At 73.0% G+C, this 14598-nt stretch carries 19 protein-coding genes; 11 read left to right on the top strand and 8 right to left on the bottom strand.

Annotated elements, in window-relative coordinates; genetic code table 11:
* Positions 1 to 78 precede the first annotated feature (78 nt).
* Positions 79 to 504 (top strand): hypothetical protein, encoded by a 426-nt coding sequence (locus tag ACGFZF_RS26710; RefSeq protein WP_356606703.1) that lies wholly within the window; start codon positions 79 to 81, stop codon positions 502 to 504.
* Positions 505 to 559: 55 nt separating this feature from the next.
* Here the strand turns inward: ACGFZF_RS26710 and ACGFZF_RS26705 are convergent, their stop codons facing one another.
* From ACGFZF_RS26705 to ACGFZF_RS26695, 3 genes are all read right to left on the bottom strand, one after another.
* Entirely contained in the window at positions 560 to 1681 is a 1122-nt protein-coding gene (locus ACGFZF_RS26705; protein WP_393558100.1) for a SigB/SigF/SigG family RNA polymerase sigma factor, read from the bottom strand.
* Complete coding sequence (locus ACGFZF_RS26700; protein WP_123457481.1) at positions 1570 to 1983, bottom strand: anti-sigma regulatory factor; 414 nt, start codon at positions 1981 to 1983, stop codon at positions 1570 to 1572. The genes ACGFZF_RS26705 and ACGFZF_RS26700 overlap by 112 nt, the downstream gene beginning before the upstream one ends.
* Before the next feature lie 261 nt (positions 1984 to 2244).
* A complete protein-coding gene (locus ACGFZF_RS26695; protein WP_393558098.1) occupies positions 2245 to 2505 on the bottom strand; it encodes a UBP-type zinc finger domain-containing protein in 261 nt (86 codons plus the stop codon).
* Positions 2506 to 2545: 40 nt separating this feature from the next.
* Between ACGFZF_RS26695 and ACGFZF_RS26690 the strand changes: the two genes are divergently transcribed.
* Positions 2546 to 4141, top strand: coding sequence for a Na+/H+ antiporter (locus tag ACGFZF_RS26690; RefSeq protein WP_393558096.1), 1596 nt, complete (start codon positions 2546 to 2548; stop codon positions 4139 to 4141).
* Between the two features lie 69 nt (positions 4142 to 4210).
* Here ACGFZF_RS26690 and ACGFZF_RS26685 read toward each other — a convergent pair whose 3' ends face one another.
* Together ACGFZF_RS26685 and ACGFZF_RS26680 are read right to left on the bottom strand one after the other, a co-directional pair.
* Positions 4211 to 5122, bottom strand: a complete 912-nt coding sequence (locus tag ACGFZF_RS26685) for a 1-aminocyclopropane-1-carboxylate deaminase/D-cysteine desulfhydrase (protein WP_393558094.1) — start codon at positions 5120 to 5122, stop codon at positions 4211 to 4213.
* A gap of 145 nt (positions 5123 to 5267) precedes the next feature.
* Positions 5268 to 5867 carry a peptidoglycan recognition family protein gene (locus ACGFZF_RS26680; RefSeq protein ID WP_356608187.1) on the bottom strand — a complete coding sequence of 200 codons (600 nt, stop codon included), beginning with the start codon at positions 5865 to 5867 and terminating at the stop codon, positions 5268 to 5270.
* A gap of 336 nt (positions 5868 to 6203) precedes the next feature.
* On the opposite strand from ACGFZF_RS26680, the gene ACGFZF_RS26675 reads away from it, so the two are divergent.
* Entirely contained in the window at positions 6204 to 7619 is a 1416-nt protein-coding gene (locus ACGFZF_RS26675; protein ID WP_393558091.1) for a family 2B encapsulin nanocompartment shell protein, read from the top strand.
* Between the two features lie 146 nt (positions 7620 to 7765).
* Positions 7766 to 8812 carry a family 2 encapsulin nanocompartment cargo protein polyprenyl transferase gene (locus ACGFZF_RS26670; protein ID WP_393558379.1) on the top strand — a complete coding sequence of 349 codons (1047 nt, stop codon included), beginning with the start codon at positions 7766 to 7768 and terminating at the stop codon, positions 8810 to 8812.
* Positions 8813 to 8816: 4 nt separating this feature from the next.
* Here the strand turns inward: ACGFZF_RS26670 and ACGFZF_RS26665 are convergent, their stop codons facing one another.
* The gene (locus tag ACGFZF_RS26665) at positions 8817 to 9392 is read right to left on the bottom strand and encodes a TetR/AcrR family transcriptional regulator (RefSeq protein WP_393558089.1); all 576 of its coding nucleotides are present in this window, start codon (positions 9390 to 9392) and stop codon (positions 8817 to 8819) included.
* A 125-nt stretch (positions 9393 to 9517) separates the two neighbouring features.
* On the opposite strand from ACGFZF_RS26665, the gene ACGFZF_RS26660 reads away from it, so the two are divergent.
* From ACGFZF_RS26660 to ACGFZF_RS26650, 3 genes are read left to right on the top strand one after another with little or no spacing between them, the layout of a single operon-like run.
* A complete protein-coding gene (locus ACGFZF_RS26660; RefSeq protein ID WP_393558087.1) occupies positions 9518 to 10099 on the top strand; it encodes a dihydrofolate reductase family protein in 582 nt (193 codons plus the stop codon).
* Positions 10100 to 10126: 27 nt separating this feature from the next.
* Positions 10127 to 10453, top strand: coding sequence for a hypothetical protein (locus ACGFZF_RS26655; RefSeq protein ID WP_393558085.1), 327 nt, complete (start codon positions 10127 to 10129; stop codon positions 10451 to 10453).
* A 42-nt stretch (positions 10454 to 10495) separates the two neighbouring features.
* The gene (locus ACGFZF_RS26650) at positions 10496 to 10915 is read left to right on the top strand and encodes a DUF6304 family protein (RefSeq protein WP_393558083.1); all 420 of its coding nucleotides are present in this window, start codon (positions 10496 to 10498) and stop codon (positions 10913 to 10915) included.
* Between the two features lie 79 nt (positions 10916 to 10994).
* Here the strand turns inward: ACGFZF_RS26650 and ACGFZF_RS26645 are convergent, their stop codons facing one another.
* Complete coding sequence (locus ACGFZF_RS26645; protein ID WP_393558081.1) at positions 10995 to 11453, bottom strand: group II truncated hemoglobin; 459 nt, start codon at positions 11451 to 11453, stop codon at positions 10995 to 10997.
* Positions 11454 to 11737: 284 nt separating this feature from the next.
* The gene (gene snpA, locus ACGFZF_RS26640) at positions 11738 to 12385 is read right to left on the bottom strand and encodes a snapalysin (RefSeq protein WP_393558079.1); all 648 of its coding nucleotides are present in this window, start codon (positions 12383 to 12385) and stop codon (positions 11738 to 11740) included.
* 188 nt (positions 12386 to 12573) lie between these two features.
* Here snpA and ACGFZF_RS26635 point away from each other — a divergent pair, with 188 nt between their 5' ends.
* Genes ACGFZF_RS26635 through ACGFZF_RS26620 form a run of 4 tightly spaced genes read left to right on the top strand, consistent with a single transcriptional unit; the run spans position 12574 to position 14538 of the window.
* On the top strand, positions 12574 to 13530 hold the full coding sequence (locus tag ACGFZF_RS26635; RefSeq protein ID WP_393558077.1) for a LysR family transcriptional regulator: 957 nt from the start codon (positions 12574 to 12576) through the stop codon (positions 13528 to 13530).
* Positions 13527 to 13700: a hypothetical protein gene (locus ACGFZF_RS26630; RefSeq protein WP_393558075.1), complete on the top strand. Its 174-nt coding sequence runs from the start codon at positions 13527 to 13529 to the stop codon at positions 13698 to 13700. Before ACGFZF_RS26635 ends, ACGFZF_RS26630 begins: the two co-directional genes overlap by 4 nt.
* Positions 13697 to 14167, top strand: coding sequence for a GNAT family N-acetyltransferase (locus ACGFZF_RS26625; protein WP_393558073.1), 471 nt, complete (start codon positions 13697 to 13699; stop codon positions 14165 to 14167). Before ACGFZF_RS26630 ends, ACGFZF_RS26625 begins: the two co-directional genes overlap by 4 nt.
* Entirely contained in the window at positions 14164 to 14538 is a 375-nt protein-coding gene (locus tag ACGFZF_RS26620) for a hypothetical protein (protein WP_393558071.1), read from the top strand. Before ACGFZF_RS26625 ends, ACGFZF_RS26620 begins: the two co-directional genes overlap by 4 nt.
* Positions 14539 to 14598: the final 60 nt, after the last annotated feature.

Raw genomic sequence — 14598 nt, 5'->3', positions numbered from 1 at the left:
ACCTACCCGGCGGTACCGGGCCCAGTCCCGGCCACCTGGCGGACAGTGCGGAGGGCCGCCCCGGCTACCCTGCCAGGTATGAGCAGTACGGAGCAGAACGCCGAGCAGCCGTCCCGTCCCGGCCGGCTGACGGCCGCCGCCGCGGTGGCCGGCATCGAGGCCCTGGCCCTGGTGGCCGGCGGCCTGTACGTCCTCGTCACCGGTCTCACGGGCAGCCCCGACGACCTGACCCAGGCGGTCATGGGCGGGGCGACGCTGATCGTGCTCGGCCTGATCCCCGGAGCGGCGGCCCGCGGACTGCTGCTGCGCCGCGGCTGGAGCCGCGGCCCGGCGATCATCACCCAGATCCTGGCACTGCCGGTCGCATGGCAGCTGCTCCAGGCGAACAGCGCGATGATCCCGGCAGGCATCGCCCTCGCGGTGCTCGCCGTGACGGGCCTGGTGCTCCTGGTGAGCCCGGCGACGACGCAGGCCCTCGGCATCCGGCGCCCCGGCGACGCGTAGCAGCGCCTGAGGACGACGGAGAGCCCCGGCCCGGCGGCCGGGGCTCTCCGTCGTCCTACTCCTCCACCAGCAGCCTCTCCCGCAGCTGGGCCAGCGTGCGGGCCAGCAGGCGCGAGACGTGCATCTGGGAGATGCCCACCTCCTGCGCGATCTGCGACTGGGTCATGTTGCCGAAGAAGCGCAGCAGCAGGATCCGCTTCTCCCGCGGCGGCAGGTCCTCCAGCAGCGGCTTGAGGGACTCGCGGTACTCCACGCCCTCCAGCGCCTCGTCCTCCGCGCCGAGGGTGTCCGCCACGGCCGGGGACTCGTCGTCCGTGTCCGGGACGTCCAGGGAGAGCGTCGAGTAGGCGTTCGCCGACTCCAGACCCTCCAGGACCTCCTCCTCCGAGATCCCGAGCCGCTCCGCGAGCTCGTGCACGGTCGGCGAGCGGCCGTGCTGCTGGGAGAGCTCCGCCGTCGCCGTCGTCAGCGACAGCCGCAGCTCCTGCAGCCGGCGCGGCACCCTGACCGCCCAGCCCTTGTCCCGGAAGTGCCGCTTGATCTCGCCCACGACCGTCGGCGTCGCGTAGGTCGAGAACTCGACACCGCGCTCCGGGTCGAACCGGTCCACCGACTTGATCAGGCCGATCGTCGCGACCTGCGTCAGGTCGTCGAGCGGCTCGCCGCGGTTGCGGAAGCGCCGGGCCAGGTGCTCCACCAGCGGCAGGTGCATCCGCACCAGCCGGTTGCGCAGCTCCGCCTTCTCCGGCGAACCCTCCGGCAGCTTGCGCAGCTCCACGAAGAGCGCACGCGCCCCGCTCCGGTCGTGCGGATCCGGAGCCTCGCGCGGCTCGGGGTCCTCGGCGGGCGCGGCCGTCTCGTGGACCTCGGCGCCCTCGCCGACCCCGACCGCCACGGGGGTCTCGGGCCCCGGCGCGTCCTCGGGGGCCCCGGGCACGCCGGGAACCGCGTTGTGCTGCTCGTGCTCGCTCATGTGGACCGCCTGCTCCGTAGCGACCTCGACCTCGACCTCCGGATGCGGCCTCGCCTGCTGCTCAGGGATGCCGGCCGTCGCGTCCCCGCTCCTCACGCCGGGCCTGGCCCCGCGCCGCGCTGTTTGTACAGGCTGATGGAGACCGTACGGTCCTCCGCCACGGACGACTCGACCTTCCCGGCCAGCGCGGACAGCACCGTCCACGCGAAGGTGTCCCGCTCCGGCGCCCGTCCGTCGGTGGTCGGCGCGGAGACCGTCACGTCGAGCGAGTCGTCGATCAGGCGGAACACGCAGCTGAGGACGGACCCCGGTACGGCCTGCTGGAGCAGGATCGCGCAGGCCTCGTCGACCGCGATCCGCAAGTCCTCGATCTCGTCGAGGGTGAAGTCCAAGCGCGCCGCGAGGCCGGCCGTGGCCGTACGCAGCACGGACAGGTAGGCACCCGCAGCGGGCAGCCGGACTTCCACGAAGTCCTGGGTCCCGGGCTCGCCTGCGATCTGGGACACCCTCACCTCCAAGGTGGCACAAGCTCATTCGGGGCCCGGGGGGAAGGCCCCCCGAACCGGGCGGTACGCAGTCGGTTGCGCATTCCGCCGTGACGCTACCGCGATCCACGCCGACCTGTCGCCGTGGGCCCCGGCAACGACCCCTCCCGCGTCCGTCACTCATGGTAAGGCCATGAGCACGCACAGTGGGTAGAGGGCTGCGGGGCCCAATTGAGAGCGGCGGGCGGTCGATTGGCCGCGGAGGGGTGACGTACCCAGCCGTCAGACGATCGAACCGTCCACGAAGCACCAGCGCCAGCGCTCGTTGGGCTCGAAGGTCCGCATCACCGGGTGCCCCGTCGTCGAGAAGTGCCCCGTGGCGTGCCGCCCGGCCGAGGAGTCGCAGCAGCCGACGTGCCCGCAGGTCAGGCAGAGCCGCAGCTGCACCGGATGCGTACCGGCGCTCAGGCACTCCGGACAGGTGTCGGTGAGCGGCGGAGGTTCGGGCCGCGGCATTTCGGCGACGTGCAGGCACTCGGTCATGATGGCCAGGCTACGTGGTGGATCGAGACGGGGACCGGGCATGGACGCACTGCAGCTGGTGGGACTGGTCGCGGCGAGCGCCGCGGTGGCGGGCGTCGCCCGCAGGACACCGGTGCCGGCACCGCTGCTCCTGGTCGCGGCGGGCCTGGCCGCCTCGTACGTCCCGGGAGTCCCCGACTACACGCTCGACCCGCACATCGTGCTGCCGCTGATCCTGCCGCCGCTCCTCTACACCGCCGCGGTCGAGTCCTCCTACCTGGACCTGCGCGCGAACCTCCGTCCCGTCGCCCTGCTCTCCGTCGGCTACGTCCTGTTCGCCACGGTCGCGGTGGGCTGGCTCGCCTACGTCCTCGTCCCCGACCTGCCGCTCACCGCGGCACTGGTGCTCGGCGCCGTGGTCGCCCCGCCGGACGCCGTCGCGGCCACCGCCATCGCCCGCAAGCTCGGACTGCCGAACCGCATCACCACGATCCTCCAGGGCGAGTCCCTGGTGAACGACGCCACCGCGATCACCGCGTACAAGGTCGCCCTCGCCGCGGCCGTGGGGGAGGGCGTGAGCTGGGTCGGCGGCATCGAGGAGTTCGCCCTCGCCGCGCTCGGCGGGATCGGCGTCGGCCTGGTGCTGATGCTCCCCATCCACTGGCTGCGCCGCCATCTGGGCGAGGCGCTGCTGCAGAACACCCTCTCCCTGCTGATCCCCTTCGTCGCCTACGCGGCGGCCGAGGAGGTCGGTGCCTCCGGCGTCCTGGCCGTGGTCGTCGTCGGCCTGTTCCTCGGGCACCGCAACTGGCAGGTCGACTTCGCGACCCGGCTCCAGGAGGAGGCGGTCTGGAAGATGGTGGCCTTCGTCCTGGAGTCCGCCGTCTTCGCGCTCATCGGGCTCCAGCTGCCCTACGTGGTCCAGGGGCTCGGGCAGTACGGGATGGGCGAGGCGGCCTGGTACGCGGCCGGCGTCTTCGTCGCCGTGGTCGTGGTGCGGTTCGTCTGGGTGTACCCCGCGACCTTCCTGCCGCGCTGGATGTCGAAGCGGGTCCGGGAACGCGAACCCGGGGTCGACTGGAGGGCACCGCTGATCGTCGGCTGGGCCGGCATGCGCGGGGTGGTCTCCCTCGCCATCGCCTTCTCGATCCCGGTGGTCACCGACGGCGAGGAGTTCCCGGCCCGCAACCTCGTCCTCTTCCTCACCTTCACGACGGTGATCGGGACGCTGGTGGTTCAGGGCCTCACCCTCCCGCCGCTGATCCGGTTCCTGAAGCTGCCGGGCCGCGACACCTACGCCGAGACCCTGGCCGAGGCCCAGGCCCAGAGCGAGGCGTCCCAGGCCGCGGAGGAACGCCTCGACGCGCTGCTCGAGGACGAGCGCAACACGCTGCCGCCGCCGCTGGCCGACCGGCTGCGCACGGTCCTGGAGCGGCGCCGCAACGCGGTGTGGGAACGGCTCGGCGCCGTCAACGAGGTCACCGGCGAGACGGTCGACGACACCTACCGGAGGCTCGCCGGGGAGATGATCGACGCCGAACGCGAGGTCTTCGTCCGGTTCCGCGACGAGCGCCGGATCGACGACGAGATGATGCGCACCCTGCTGCGCCGCCTGGACCTGGAGGAGGCGGCGGCGTACCGGGAGGAGAGCGGCTGAGGCGCCCGGTCCCGGCGACGGCTCCGGGGGCCGGCGGTCGTCCCGGTGGGTCCGTCCGGGATCCGGCGGTCAGTCCCGGCGGCCGGGCCCGTCCGGGGCGCCCGTGATCACCGCCGCCAGGGTGGTGCCCCGGGGGAAGGCCCCCTCCTGCGCCAGGGTGAGGAGCCCGAGGAGCATTTTGGCGACATACAGCCGCTCGATGGCGAGTCCATGCCGCGCCTCGAAATCCTGAGCGAACGCTTCCAGGGCAGGCGTCGAACGGGCGTAGCCCCCGCAGTGGAAGCGGTCGTCGAGCGTCCAGGAGCCCCGCGGACCACCGAAGGCCGCGGACTGCAGGGTGCTGACCTCGGTGCCCAGGAAGCCGCCCCTGAGGACCGGGACGCCCAGTGCCCGGGCGCCCTCGCCGAGCCCCGCCGCCAGGCCGGCGAGGGTGCCGCCCGTGCCGCAGGCGACGGCGACGACGTCCGCCGCGCCGGACAGCTCGCGGCCGAGTTCCACGCAGCCCCGGACCGCGTGGGCGTTGCTGCCCCCCTCGGGGACGACGTACGTGCCGGGCGGGCAGGAGGCGAGCAGTCCGGCCAGCACCCGGGGATCGTCCTTCGCGCGGTACGTTCCGCGGTCCACGAACACCAGCCGCATGCCGTCCGCCGCGCACCGCGCCAGGGAGGGGTTCAGCGGCCGGCCGGCGAGCTCGTCGCCGCGTACGACCCCGATCGTGTCGAAGCCGAGCAGCCGCCCGGCGGCGGCCGTGGCGCGCAGGTGGTTGGAGTACGCGCCGCCGAAGGTGAGCACGGGGCGGCCGTCCGCCGCGGCCAGGTTGGGGGCGAGCTTGCGCCACTTGTTGCCCGGCAGCTCCGGGTGGATCAGGTCGTCGCGCTTGAGCAGGAGGCGCAGGCCGTGCCCGGCGAGGCGCTCGTCCTCGACCGGTTCCAGGGGGGAGGGGAGCCGGGGCCGCAGGCGGGAGAGGTCGGACGCGTTCACGCGTCCATTGTCGGACGCGGGCGCCGCCGCACCGCGCGGGGGCGCCCGCCGTGCCCCCGCCGGCCGATCGGCGGGAGCGGCCGGTGGCCGGGTGGGCCGGGTTCACCGGGGCCGGGAGGGGCCGGTGCGGACCCGAGCGGGTGCCTCAGGGCCGCCCGTGCAGGCGCTCGGAGATCCGGTCCCGCATCGAGGCCATCGTGAAGCCGCGCGGGTCGACCTTGCCCGGCTGCCACTCCAGGTGGCCGATCACCGAGCGGTGCGTCCAGCCGTGCGCCCGGCACAGGGCCGCCGACGCCTTCGCGATGGCGTCCAGCTGCACCTTGGGCCACGGGTCCTTCCCGTCGCCGAGGTTCTCGCACTCGAAGCCGTAGAAGTGCCGGTTGCCGTCCGTGGTCGCCTCGTCGTCCGGGGGGAGGCGGTGCTCGGCGATGACCGCCCGCAGGACCTCGTCGTCGCCGAGCCCCGCGTGGTTGGCGCGGCCGTATCCGACCAGATGGACCCGGCCGTCCTTGGCGATGACGCCGTGGCAGAGCGGACCGGGCAGGGCGGCGTGGCCGTCGCGGCAGATCCGGACGGTGCTTGCGGTGCCCTTGGTGACGGTGTGATGGATCATCACGCCGTGGACGGGGCCCCAGGGGCCCTTGTGGTTGCGGTTGTGCGTACGCCAGTTGCCGACTTCGACGACCGAGAGGCCCTCGTCGCGCAGTGCGGCGAGGAACCTGCTCGCGGACAGGGGTGAGGCCACGACCGACTCCTTCGGATCAGCGGAACGGGGAGAGGAGGAGTGGGATGAGCGGGGAGGGGCGCGAGGGAGGGGATCGGTTGCGAGGGAGGGGAGGGGGAGGGAGGTGGGGGACCCACCCGAGTACGGAGTGTCCCGCTCCGCCGTTCACCGTTCGGAGGGTGTGCGAGCCGATCAGGCCATTGCGCCAGGTGACGGGATCGGCTGGGCTGTTCGAGTGGAAGCGCGCGACATGCCCAGCCGGACGAGATCCACTCCCACTCATTTGTGTAATGGCGCGCGCACTCTCCGTGCTGAAAGGCTTCCTCTCGCAGTTCAGTCATATCGAGAGGGAGTTCCATGTCCGTTGGTTCGGTTGGCGACGAGGTCCGCGCGGATCAGGCAGGTCCGCAGCAGAGTCTCGGTACCGCCGCCGCGCGGAACCTGGCGACCACCACCAAGTCGGCCCCGCAGATGCAGGAGATCACCTCCCGGTGGCTGCTGCGGATGATGCCGTGGGTGCAGGTGCAGGGCGGTACCTACCGGGTGAACCGGAGGCTCAGCTACAGCGTGGGGGACGGCCGCGTCACCTTCGTGCAGACCGGCGAGCGCGTCGCGGTCATCCCCGCCGAACTCGGCGAACTCCCGGCCCTGCGCGGGTACGAGGACGAGGAGGCGCTCACCGAGCTGGCCCAGCGCTGCCGGCAGCGCGAGTTCGCGCAGGGCGAGGTGATCACCACGGCGGGCGAGGGCGCCGACCGTGTGTACCTCCTGGCCCACGGCAAGGTCGAGCAGCTGGGCGAGGGACCGTACGGCGACGAGGCGATCCTCGGAGTCCTCGCCGACGGGGCGTACTTCGGCGACGACGCGCTCACGGATCCGGACGCCACGTGGGCGTGGACCGCTCGCGCGGCCACCGCCTGCACGGTCCTCGAACTCACCCGCGACGACGTGCGCAACCTCGCCGAGCGCGCCGGTTCGCTCGCCACCCACCTCGCGGGCGTGGCCGCCCTGCCCCACCAGCGCACCAACAAGTACGGCGAGGCCGAGATCGACCTCTCGGCCGGCCACGTCGGCGAGGCGGTCGTCCCGCACACCTACGTCGACTACGACGCCTCGCCCCGCGAGTACGAACTGTCGGTCGCCCAGACGGTGCTGAAGGTGCACAGCCGGGTCGCCGACCTCTACAACCAGCCGATGAACCAGACCGAGCAGCAGTTGCGGCTCACGGTCGAGGCGCTGCGCGAGCGCCAGGAGCACGAGCTGATCAACAACCGCGAGTTCGGCCTGCTGGCCAACTGCGACTACGGTCAGCGGCTCCAGCCGCACGACGGCGTGCCCAGCCCGGACGACATGGACGAGCTGCTCTCCCGCCGCCGCGGATCGAAGATGTTCCTCGCCCATCCGCGTGCCATCGCCGCCTTCGGGCGCGAGTGCAACAAGCGCGGTCTCGTCCCCGAGTCCATCAAGGTCAACGGCAACCGGATCCCCACCTGGCGCGGGGTGCCGATCTTCCCGTGCAACAAGATCCCCGTCTCCGACGCCCGGACCACCTCGATCATCTGCATGCGCACCGGCGAGGCCGACCAGGGCGTGATCGGCCTGCACCAGACCGGTATCCCGGACGAGATCGAGCCGAGCCTGTCCGTGCGCTTCATGGGCATCGACGAGCAGGCGATCATCTCCTACCTCGTCACGGCCTACTACTCGGCGGCCGTGCTCGTCCCGGACGCCCTCGGCGTCCTGGAGAACGTGGAGGTCAGTCGCTGGCGCTGAACCGGCGGGCCGGCGACGGGGGCCCCGATCCGGCCCCCGTCGCCACCGGATCCGCCGTGACAGAGCGAGCGACCCGAGGGGGCGCGCGGCCGTCGAGCCACGCGACGCGCCCGCTCGGGGTGGACGAGACGGAGGTGACCGTGACCATGACCAGCGCGGGTGCCGCGACCGACGGCCAGGGCGCCGTGGCACTCCTCGACCAGACACGCACCGTCGTGGACCCGCATCTGCGCTCGACCGTGGAGTCCCTGCCGGGCTCCATGCGCTCGGTGGCGATGTACCACTTCGGTTGGGAGCACGCCGACGGTTCGCCCGCCGCCGGGGCCGCCGGCAAGGCCATCCGGCCGGCCCTGGTGCTCGCCGCGGCGCGGGCGCTCGGCGCCGAACCGGCGCCCGCGGCGCGGGCCGCCGCCGCGGTGGAGCTCGTGCACAACTTCACGCTGCTGCACGACGACATCCTCGACGAGGACCCGACCCGGCGGCACCGTCCCACGGCCTGGACCGTCTTCGGCGTCCCGGACGCCCTCCTTGCGGGCGACGCCATGCTCGCGCTCGCCCTGCGGCTCCTCGCCGAGGAGGGCCGGCACCCGGCGTCCGCCGCGGCCTCGGCCCGGCTCGCCGCCTGCGTGATCGAGATCTGTGCCGGGCAGCAGGCGGACTGCGCCTTCGAGCAGCGTGCCCCGAGCGAGGTCTCCCTGGAGGAGTGCCTCGCGATGGCCACCGCGAAGACGGGCGCGCTGCTGGGCTGCGCGTGCGCGCTGGGCGCGCTCTACGCGGGCGCGGGGGCCGAGGAGGTCGCGGCCATGGACGCGTTCGGCCGCGAGGCCGGGCTCGCGTTCCAGCTGATCGACGACCTGATCGGGATCTGGGGTGATCCGGACCGCACAGGCAAGCCGGCCGGCGCCGATCTCGCCGCGCACAAGAAGTCGCTGCCCGTGGTGGCGGCGCTGGCCTCGGGCTCACCGGCGGGGGAGGAGCTGGCCGCGCTGTACGCCCGGCCGACGCTCGACGCGTTCGCGGTGCGCGCCGCGGCGGGGGCCGTCGAGCGGGCGGGCGGCCGCGACTGGGCGCAGGCCGAGGCGGCCGATCGGATGGCCCGGGCCGTCCACCAGCTCTCCCTCGCGGTGCCGGACCTCACGGCCGCGGGCGACCTGCTGGCCCTCGCGGAGTTCGTGACCCGCCGCAGCCGCTGAGGGGTCAGGCCGCCGGCACGATGCGGTTCACCACGGTCTCGATCAGGGTGTCCAGTTCCCGGTCGTCGTGGAGGCCCGGCACGGTGAAGTGGTCCACCAGCAGGCCGGTGAGGGCGAAGTAGAGCAGCAGGACCGTGTCCTCGTCGCCGGGCATCCCGGCGGCGAGGTGCAGGCGGATGTTCTCGTCGAGGTCCCCGCGCAGCACCTCGGTGAGCCGGCCGCGCAGCTCGGGGCGCCGGGTGGCCTCCAGTCGGAGCTCGAAGAGCCCCAGGTAGCAGCTGCGCTCGGCGGCCATCCGCCGGGCGAGCCAGCGCATGAGCTCCACCACCAGCTCCCGGCTCGGCTCGGGGAGCATGGCCGTGTCCAGGGCGCCCGCCTCAGGGGTCAGGCGGACGAAGATCCGCTCCCCGACCTGGGAGAGCAACTGGTCCCGGTCGGTGAAGTAGTTGGACGAGGTGCCCGTGGGGACGCCCGCCCGGGCGTCGACCGCCCGGAAGGTCAGACCGCGGGCGCCTTCGTCCGCCATCACCTCGATCGCCGCGTCGAGCAGTGCCGCGCGGCGCTCTGGGTTTCTCGCCACTTGGGGCTCCATCCGTGATTTCTACGTGCTCGTCGAAGATAGGGGTTGCGTAACCACTACAAGTGAAGCACTATATCTGTCGTGGTTGCGATCGCGGCCACGTCCGAAGAGTGAAGAGGTTCGGTTTGCGCAAGCTCACGTACTACATCGCCTGCACCATCGACGGCTTCATCGGTGACCCCGAGGGCGACGCCGCTTCCCTGTACGCGTTCACGACCCCCGCGTACCTGGAGTGGATGGGGGCCGAGTACCCGGAGACGACCCCCTCCCACATGCGCGAGGCGCTCGGCATCGACGCCCCCCACCGGCACTTCGACACCGTCGTCCAGGGGCTGGCGTCCTACCGGATCGCCCTGGACGTGGGTGTGACCAGCCCGTTCGCCCACCTGAGGGAGTTCGTCGCGACCAGGTCCCTCACCGAGTCGCCCGATCCGAACGTCGAGCTGATCGCCGACGACCTGGTCGGCCGGATCCGCGCCCTCAAGGCGGAGGACGGCCCCCTCGGCATCTGGCTCTGCGGCGGCTCCACCATCGCCGGCGCGCTCGTCGACGAGATCGACGAACTGGTCATCAAGACCTACCCGCAGGTCTACGGCTCCGGCATGCCGATGTTCGGTGCCGACTTCGAGCCCCGCGACTTCGAGCTGGGCGAGGTGCGCACCTTCGACAACGGCGTCCTCGTCCGCACGTACACCAGGAAGCGGTGACAGGGGGCGCGCCCTACCCTGGAAGGTATGGGCAGCGAAGCGCGTCGCACCACCCACGACCCCCGGGCCGAACAGTCCTGTCCGGCCTGCGGCCGCCCCGTCGGCACGACGGCCAGGCGGCACAAGGCGCTGGGGGTCTGGGTGCCGATCTGGGAGACGCAGCCGTGCCGGAACCGCGACTGCAGCCTCTTCGAGGGGGAGCCGGACGCCCCTGAGGAGGCCACGGCGCCCCCCTCCGCCGACAGCACCGGCGCGGCGGTGCCGCACGGCGTCGAACAGGAGGGGGCGGAAGCCACGACCACGCACGTGACCGGCAAGAACGGCGAGACCGGGAGAAGTCCGGCCACGGGGTGACCGGCCGCGCGGCGGAGCCGGTCATACCGCTACAGTCCGCGCATGTCATCGGAGTCGACGGAAGTCTGGACCGGCTGGTACCGGGACCGCAGCGGCGCGGAAGCGATCGTCATCACGGCGGACGGCAGGCGGGTGTCCACCCGCATCAGGGGAATCGAGTACGCGGGCGCGTCCTTCGACGCCCTGCGCGCCGCCGGCGAGGGCGTCGAAGCCCTCACGGGATGTGTACTGGAGTGGGACCTGCCGCTCCCCGTCGTCGCGGACGGCGCGACGGAACAGGCCACCCTCGGCTGTCTGCTGACGCTCGGTGAGCGCGCCGACCTGAGCCTGACCCTCCACTACGGCGGCACCGCCTACGAATCCGGCATCGCCGGGGGCGACTTCGACGAGGCCCTCGACCGGCTCCGGCGACAACTGCCGTCCGGGGCCACCTTCACCCGCCGCCTCCTCCAGGCCGCCTGAGAAGCGGGCGCGCCGCGGCTCCGGCCGCGTCGGCGTGTCCGCCCCGCCCCGGCCAGGGGGCGGGACGCGCGGCGGCCCGTCAGGCCAGGCCGTCCCACCCCCAGCGCGGGGTCGGACCCGGGTCGCCCAGATCCGTGCCCGGCGCCGAGGCCGACACGTCCTTGGCGATCCGGGTGCCCCAGTCGAAGTACTCCACGACCCGGCGGCGCAGCAGTGCGTCGTCCGGCAGCTCCTTCTCCACCGCCACCGTCATCAGCTCCATCCAGCGCAGGCGCTGCTCCTCGGTGATGGCGAGCCCGAGGTGGGCGCGGAGCAGCGCCTGGTGGCCGCCGAGGCGTGCCGTGAAGTCCGCGGGCCCGGAGAAGACCTCCGCGAGCCAGACGGCGACGTGCTGCACGTGCGTGGGAGTGAAGTCGGCGAAGACCGGGGCGAGGACCGGGTCGGTGAGCACCGCCTCGTAGAAGGTGTCGGAGAGCCGGCGCAGGGCGTCGGCGCCCCCCACCGCCTCGTACAGGGACTTCTCTGGCTGGGCGGTCATCGTGCGCCTCCGTGATCCTCGGGTGCGAGTGCGCGCGGCGAGGCGCGCCGGGGCCGTCCGCCCCGGTGGGACACACCCCGGCCGGGGCGCTCCACGACCCAGGATTCACGCAACGGGGCTCCGCACCAAGGATGTTCGCCCTCGGCGCGTTCTTCCCGGACCGGCGGCGGCAGTCGTTCCCGCCGGAGCCGCCGGCCGCCGCACGTCCACCGGCACGCCCGCTCCCACGGCCGAGGGCCACCGGCAGCGGCTGCCGGTGGCCCTCGACGGAACGGGTCCGTGGATCAGGAGACCTTGAAGGCCGAGGCGATCCCGTTGCGCCACAGCTGGTCCACCCGGGAGCGTTCCTGGGAGTTGGGCTGGGCGTTGGTGCAGGACGTGCCCGGACCGCCGCCGGACATCAGCTCGCTGCACGGACCGCTGTAGTGGTCGGGCAGGCCGAGGACGTGACCGGTCTCGTGCGCGGTGACGCGGGTGGAGTTGTACTGCTGGTTCTGGCGGTAGTCGAGGAAGATGTAGCCGTTCCCGTGGCCGTCGGTGCTGGCGTACGAGCCGCGGGAGTCGTTGCCCTCGTAGTAGCGGAAGTCGGGGTTGCTGCCCTCGACCAGCCGCACGTTGACGACGGAGCTGTTCCATATCTGGGCGCTCCGCGAGATCTGCGTGCGGAACGACGGGGCGTTGGCGGCGCTGTACACGACGGTGACGGCGAGCGCGCCCGGGTTGGCGGCCCGCTTCTCGGCCACGGACTTCATGACGGCCTCGTAGAACGCCTTGTTCGCCTTCGCCTCCTGCTGCGAGCCGGCGTAGGCCGTGTAGCCGGACGACGGTGCGGCGGAGGCGGCGGAGGCGGTGGGGGCGGCTCCGAGGGCGATGGCGAGTCCGAGGCCGAGGGTGGCGGCCAGGGTGGTCGAGAGGACCTTGGGGTGTGTCATGGGGGGGCTCCTCCTGTGGGGTTGGGGAGAGTCTGGAGGGAGCCCGGGGGTCAGCGGATGATGGCAGCAGGGGATAGTCCGAACACATCACCGTCAGGAAAACGAATGCCCAACTCCCTTCGAATGGCGGGGAATTGATGTGACATGGGTGTCTGGTGCGACTCAGGGCGCCGTCCTACGCTCGACGTATGGACCTGGAGGTCAGACATCTGCGCGTACTCTGCGCCATCGCGGACACGGGCAGCCTGCACAAGGCGGCACGCCAGCTGGGCATGACCCAGCCCTCGGTGACGACGCAGCTGCGCCGGATCGAGAACGCCCTGGGTGCCGAACTGTTCTCGCGCGGCCGCACCGGCTGCCGGCCCACCCCGCTCGGCCGCGCGGTCCTCAGCAGGGCCCGGCCACTGGTCGACCAGATGGCCGTGCTGATCACCGAGACCAGGGCCGCGGCGGCGGGCGGCGACGGCCCGCGCCTGCGGGTCGGTTCGACCGCGAGCCGGGCCCTGCCGGGCTGGCTGCGCCGGCTGCGCCACAACCGGCCCGGCACCGACATCGCGCTCCACATGGACGTCTCCGCCAACGCCCTGCTGCGGTCGGTCGCCGCCGGACAGCTGGACGTGGCCTTCGTCCACGAGGTCGAGGGCTGCCCGCTCCGCGTCCCCCACGGCCTCCAGGAGCGGGTCCTGGTCGAGCGGGAGCCGCAGTTCATCTCCCTGGCCCGGGACCATCCGGCCGCGCGCCGGCCCGTCGTGGAGCTGGCCGAGCTCGCCGAGGACCGCTGGATGGTCGATCCGACCGTGGACGGCGAGTGGGACGGACTGCGGCGGGTCCTCGGCGAGGCCGGAATCGACCCCCCGCTGCTGCACGGGGACTACCACACGGCCGCCGCCCTGGTCGTGCTCGGCGAAGCGGTGACGCCCTGTCAGCCCACCTCGGGCCCCCGCGAGGACATGGCGATCCGCCCCCTGCGCGACGACCCCCTGGGCGTGCGCCTCTTGCTGTACGCCCGGGTCGGGGCCCCACTGGATCCGCTGTTCGCGGACCTCGCGGCGGCCTACCAGGAGGCCGCACTGCGGGCGGCGCCGTACCGCGAGTGGCTGCGGCGCCACGGGATGTCGGTGGGGCCGTGCATGATGACGGCATGACGGATCCCGTGGCCGCGGCCACCCTGACGGCACGAGGCCCTGCCTGGAACGTCCCGCCCGGCGCACGGCGCCCGGCGCTGCGTTCCGGACACAGCCGTGAGGGCACCGGGAAGGCCGCCACACGGCTCCGGACCCCGGCGGCGGACACCGGCGCGGGAGCGATGCGTTGAGCGCCGCACACGTCCGCCACGCCCTTCCCGCCGATCTGGACCGGGTGGCCGAACTGGCGGCGGAGCACGCCGCGTACGAGAAGTCCGCGCCTCCGGCGCCGGGGCTCGCGGACCGGCTCGCGCGGCTGCTGTTCGGGCCCGGACCCGCCCGGCTGCGCTGCCTGGTGGCCCAACTCCCCGACGGGACCCTCGCGGGCTACGCGACCTGCTCCCCGGAACTCTCCACCTGGGACGCCGCCGAGTACCTCCACATGGACTGCCTCTACCTCTCGGCCGACCACCGCGGCCTGGGCCTCGGCCCGCTCTTCGTGGCCGCCCTGCGCGAGGAGGCCCGTGCGCTCGGGCTGAGCGAGATCCAGTGGCAGACCCCGGTCTGGAACGAGGGCGCGATCCGCTTCTACGACCGCCTGGGCGCCGCCTCCCTGGAGAAGCGCCGCTACTTCCTCCCCGTCGAGGAGTCGCCGTGACCGCGTCGGAGGAGTCCCTGTCCGACGCGTCCGCGGCGACCGGCGGAGTGTGGCGCGTGCGGGACCGCGAGGACACCCCGGTGGGCGAGATAGCCGTCGAGGAGGCCGACTTCCCCTGGCTCGCCGGCACGTTCGCCCCCGGCCCGGGCTTCGCCGCGGTGAAGTCCCTCTTCGCCCGCGAGATCGAGCTCCTCGGCCCGGTCATGGAGGGGGCGTCCGACGAGCAGGTCGACGCCTGGGAGACGGCGTACGACGCCGTACGGGCCGCCGTGACGCTGGAGTCCCCGTCGGGTCCGGTGGCCGAGTTCCTGCTGCACGTCGACGGCGACCAGGCCTGGTTCCGCTGGAGCGACGAACCGTTCGAGGACTGACGGGCGCGGCTCCACCTGCCCGGGCCCCCGCCTCGGCGCAGAAAGAAGACCGCACCCGGG

The organism is Streptomyces sp. NPDC048338 (assembly GCF_043201055.1).
Classification (GTDB): domain Bacteria; phylum Actinomycetota; class Actinomycetes; order Streptomycetales; family Streptomycetaceae; genus Streptomyces.
This window is presented reverse-complemented; position numbering and strand designations above follow the sequence as displayed.

What these genes read in the sequence shown, in the direction of transcription:
- ACGFZF_RS26710 (WP_356606703.1), top strand. Translation starts at nt 79, where the DNA reads ATGAGCAGTACGGAGCAGAACGCCGAGCAGCCGTCCCGTCCCGGCCGG.
- ACGFZF_RS26695 (WP_393558098.1), bottom strand. Translation starts at nt 2,505, where the DNA reads ATGACCGAGTGCCTGCACGTCGCCGAAATGCCGCGGCCCGAACCTCCG.
- ACGFZF_RS26690 (WP_393558096.1), top strand. Translation starts at nt 2,546, where the DNA reads ATGGACGCACTGCAGCTGGTGGGACTGGTCGCGGCGAGCGCCGCGGTG.
- ACGFZF_RS26675 (WP_393558091.1), top strand. Translation starts at nt 6,204, where the DNA reads ATGTCCGTTGGTTCGGTTGGCGACGAGGTCCGCGCGGATCAGGCAGGT.
- ACGFZF_RS26670 (WP_393558379.1), top strand. Translation starts at nt 7,766, where the DNA reads ATGACCAGCGCGGGTGCCGCGACCGACGGCCAGGGCGCCGTGGCACTC.
- ACGFZF_RS26655 (WP_393558085.1), top strand. Translation starts at nt 10,127, where the DNA reads ATGGGCAGCGAAGCGCGTCGCACCACCCACGACCCCCGGGCCGAACAG.
- ACGFZF_RS26650 (WP_393558083.1), top strand. Translation starts at nt 10,496, where the DNA reads ATGTCATCGGAGTCGACGGAAGTCTGGACCGGCTGGTACCGGGACCGC.
- ACGFZF_RS26645 (WP_393558081.1), bottom strand. Translation starts at nt 11,453, where the DNA reads ATGACCGCCCAGCCAGAGAAGTCCCTGTACGAGGCGGTGGGGGGCGCC.
- snpA (WP_393558079.1), bottom strand. Translation starts at nt 12,385, where the DNA reads ATGACACACCCCAAGGTCCTCTCGACCACCCTGGCCGCCACCCTCGGC.
- ACGFZF_RS26635 (WP_393558077.1), top strand. Translation starts at nt 12,574, where the DNA reads ATGGACCTGGAGGTCAGACATCTGCGCGTACTCTGCGCCATCGCGGAC.
- ACGFZF_RS26630 (WP_393558075.1), top strand. Translation starts at nt 13,527, where the DNA reads ATGACGGATCCCGTGGCCGCGGCCACCCTGACGGCACGAGGCCCTGCC.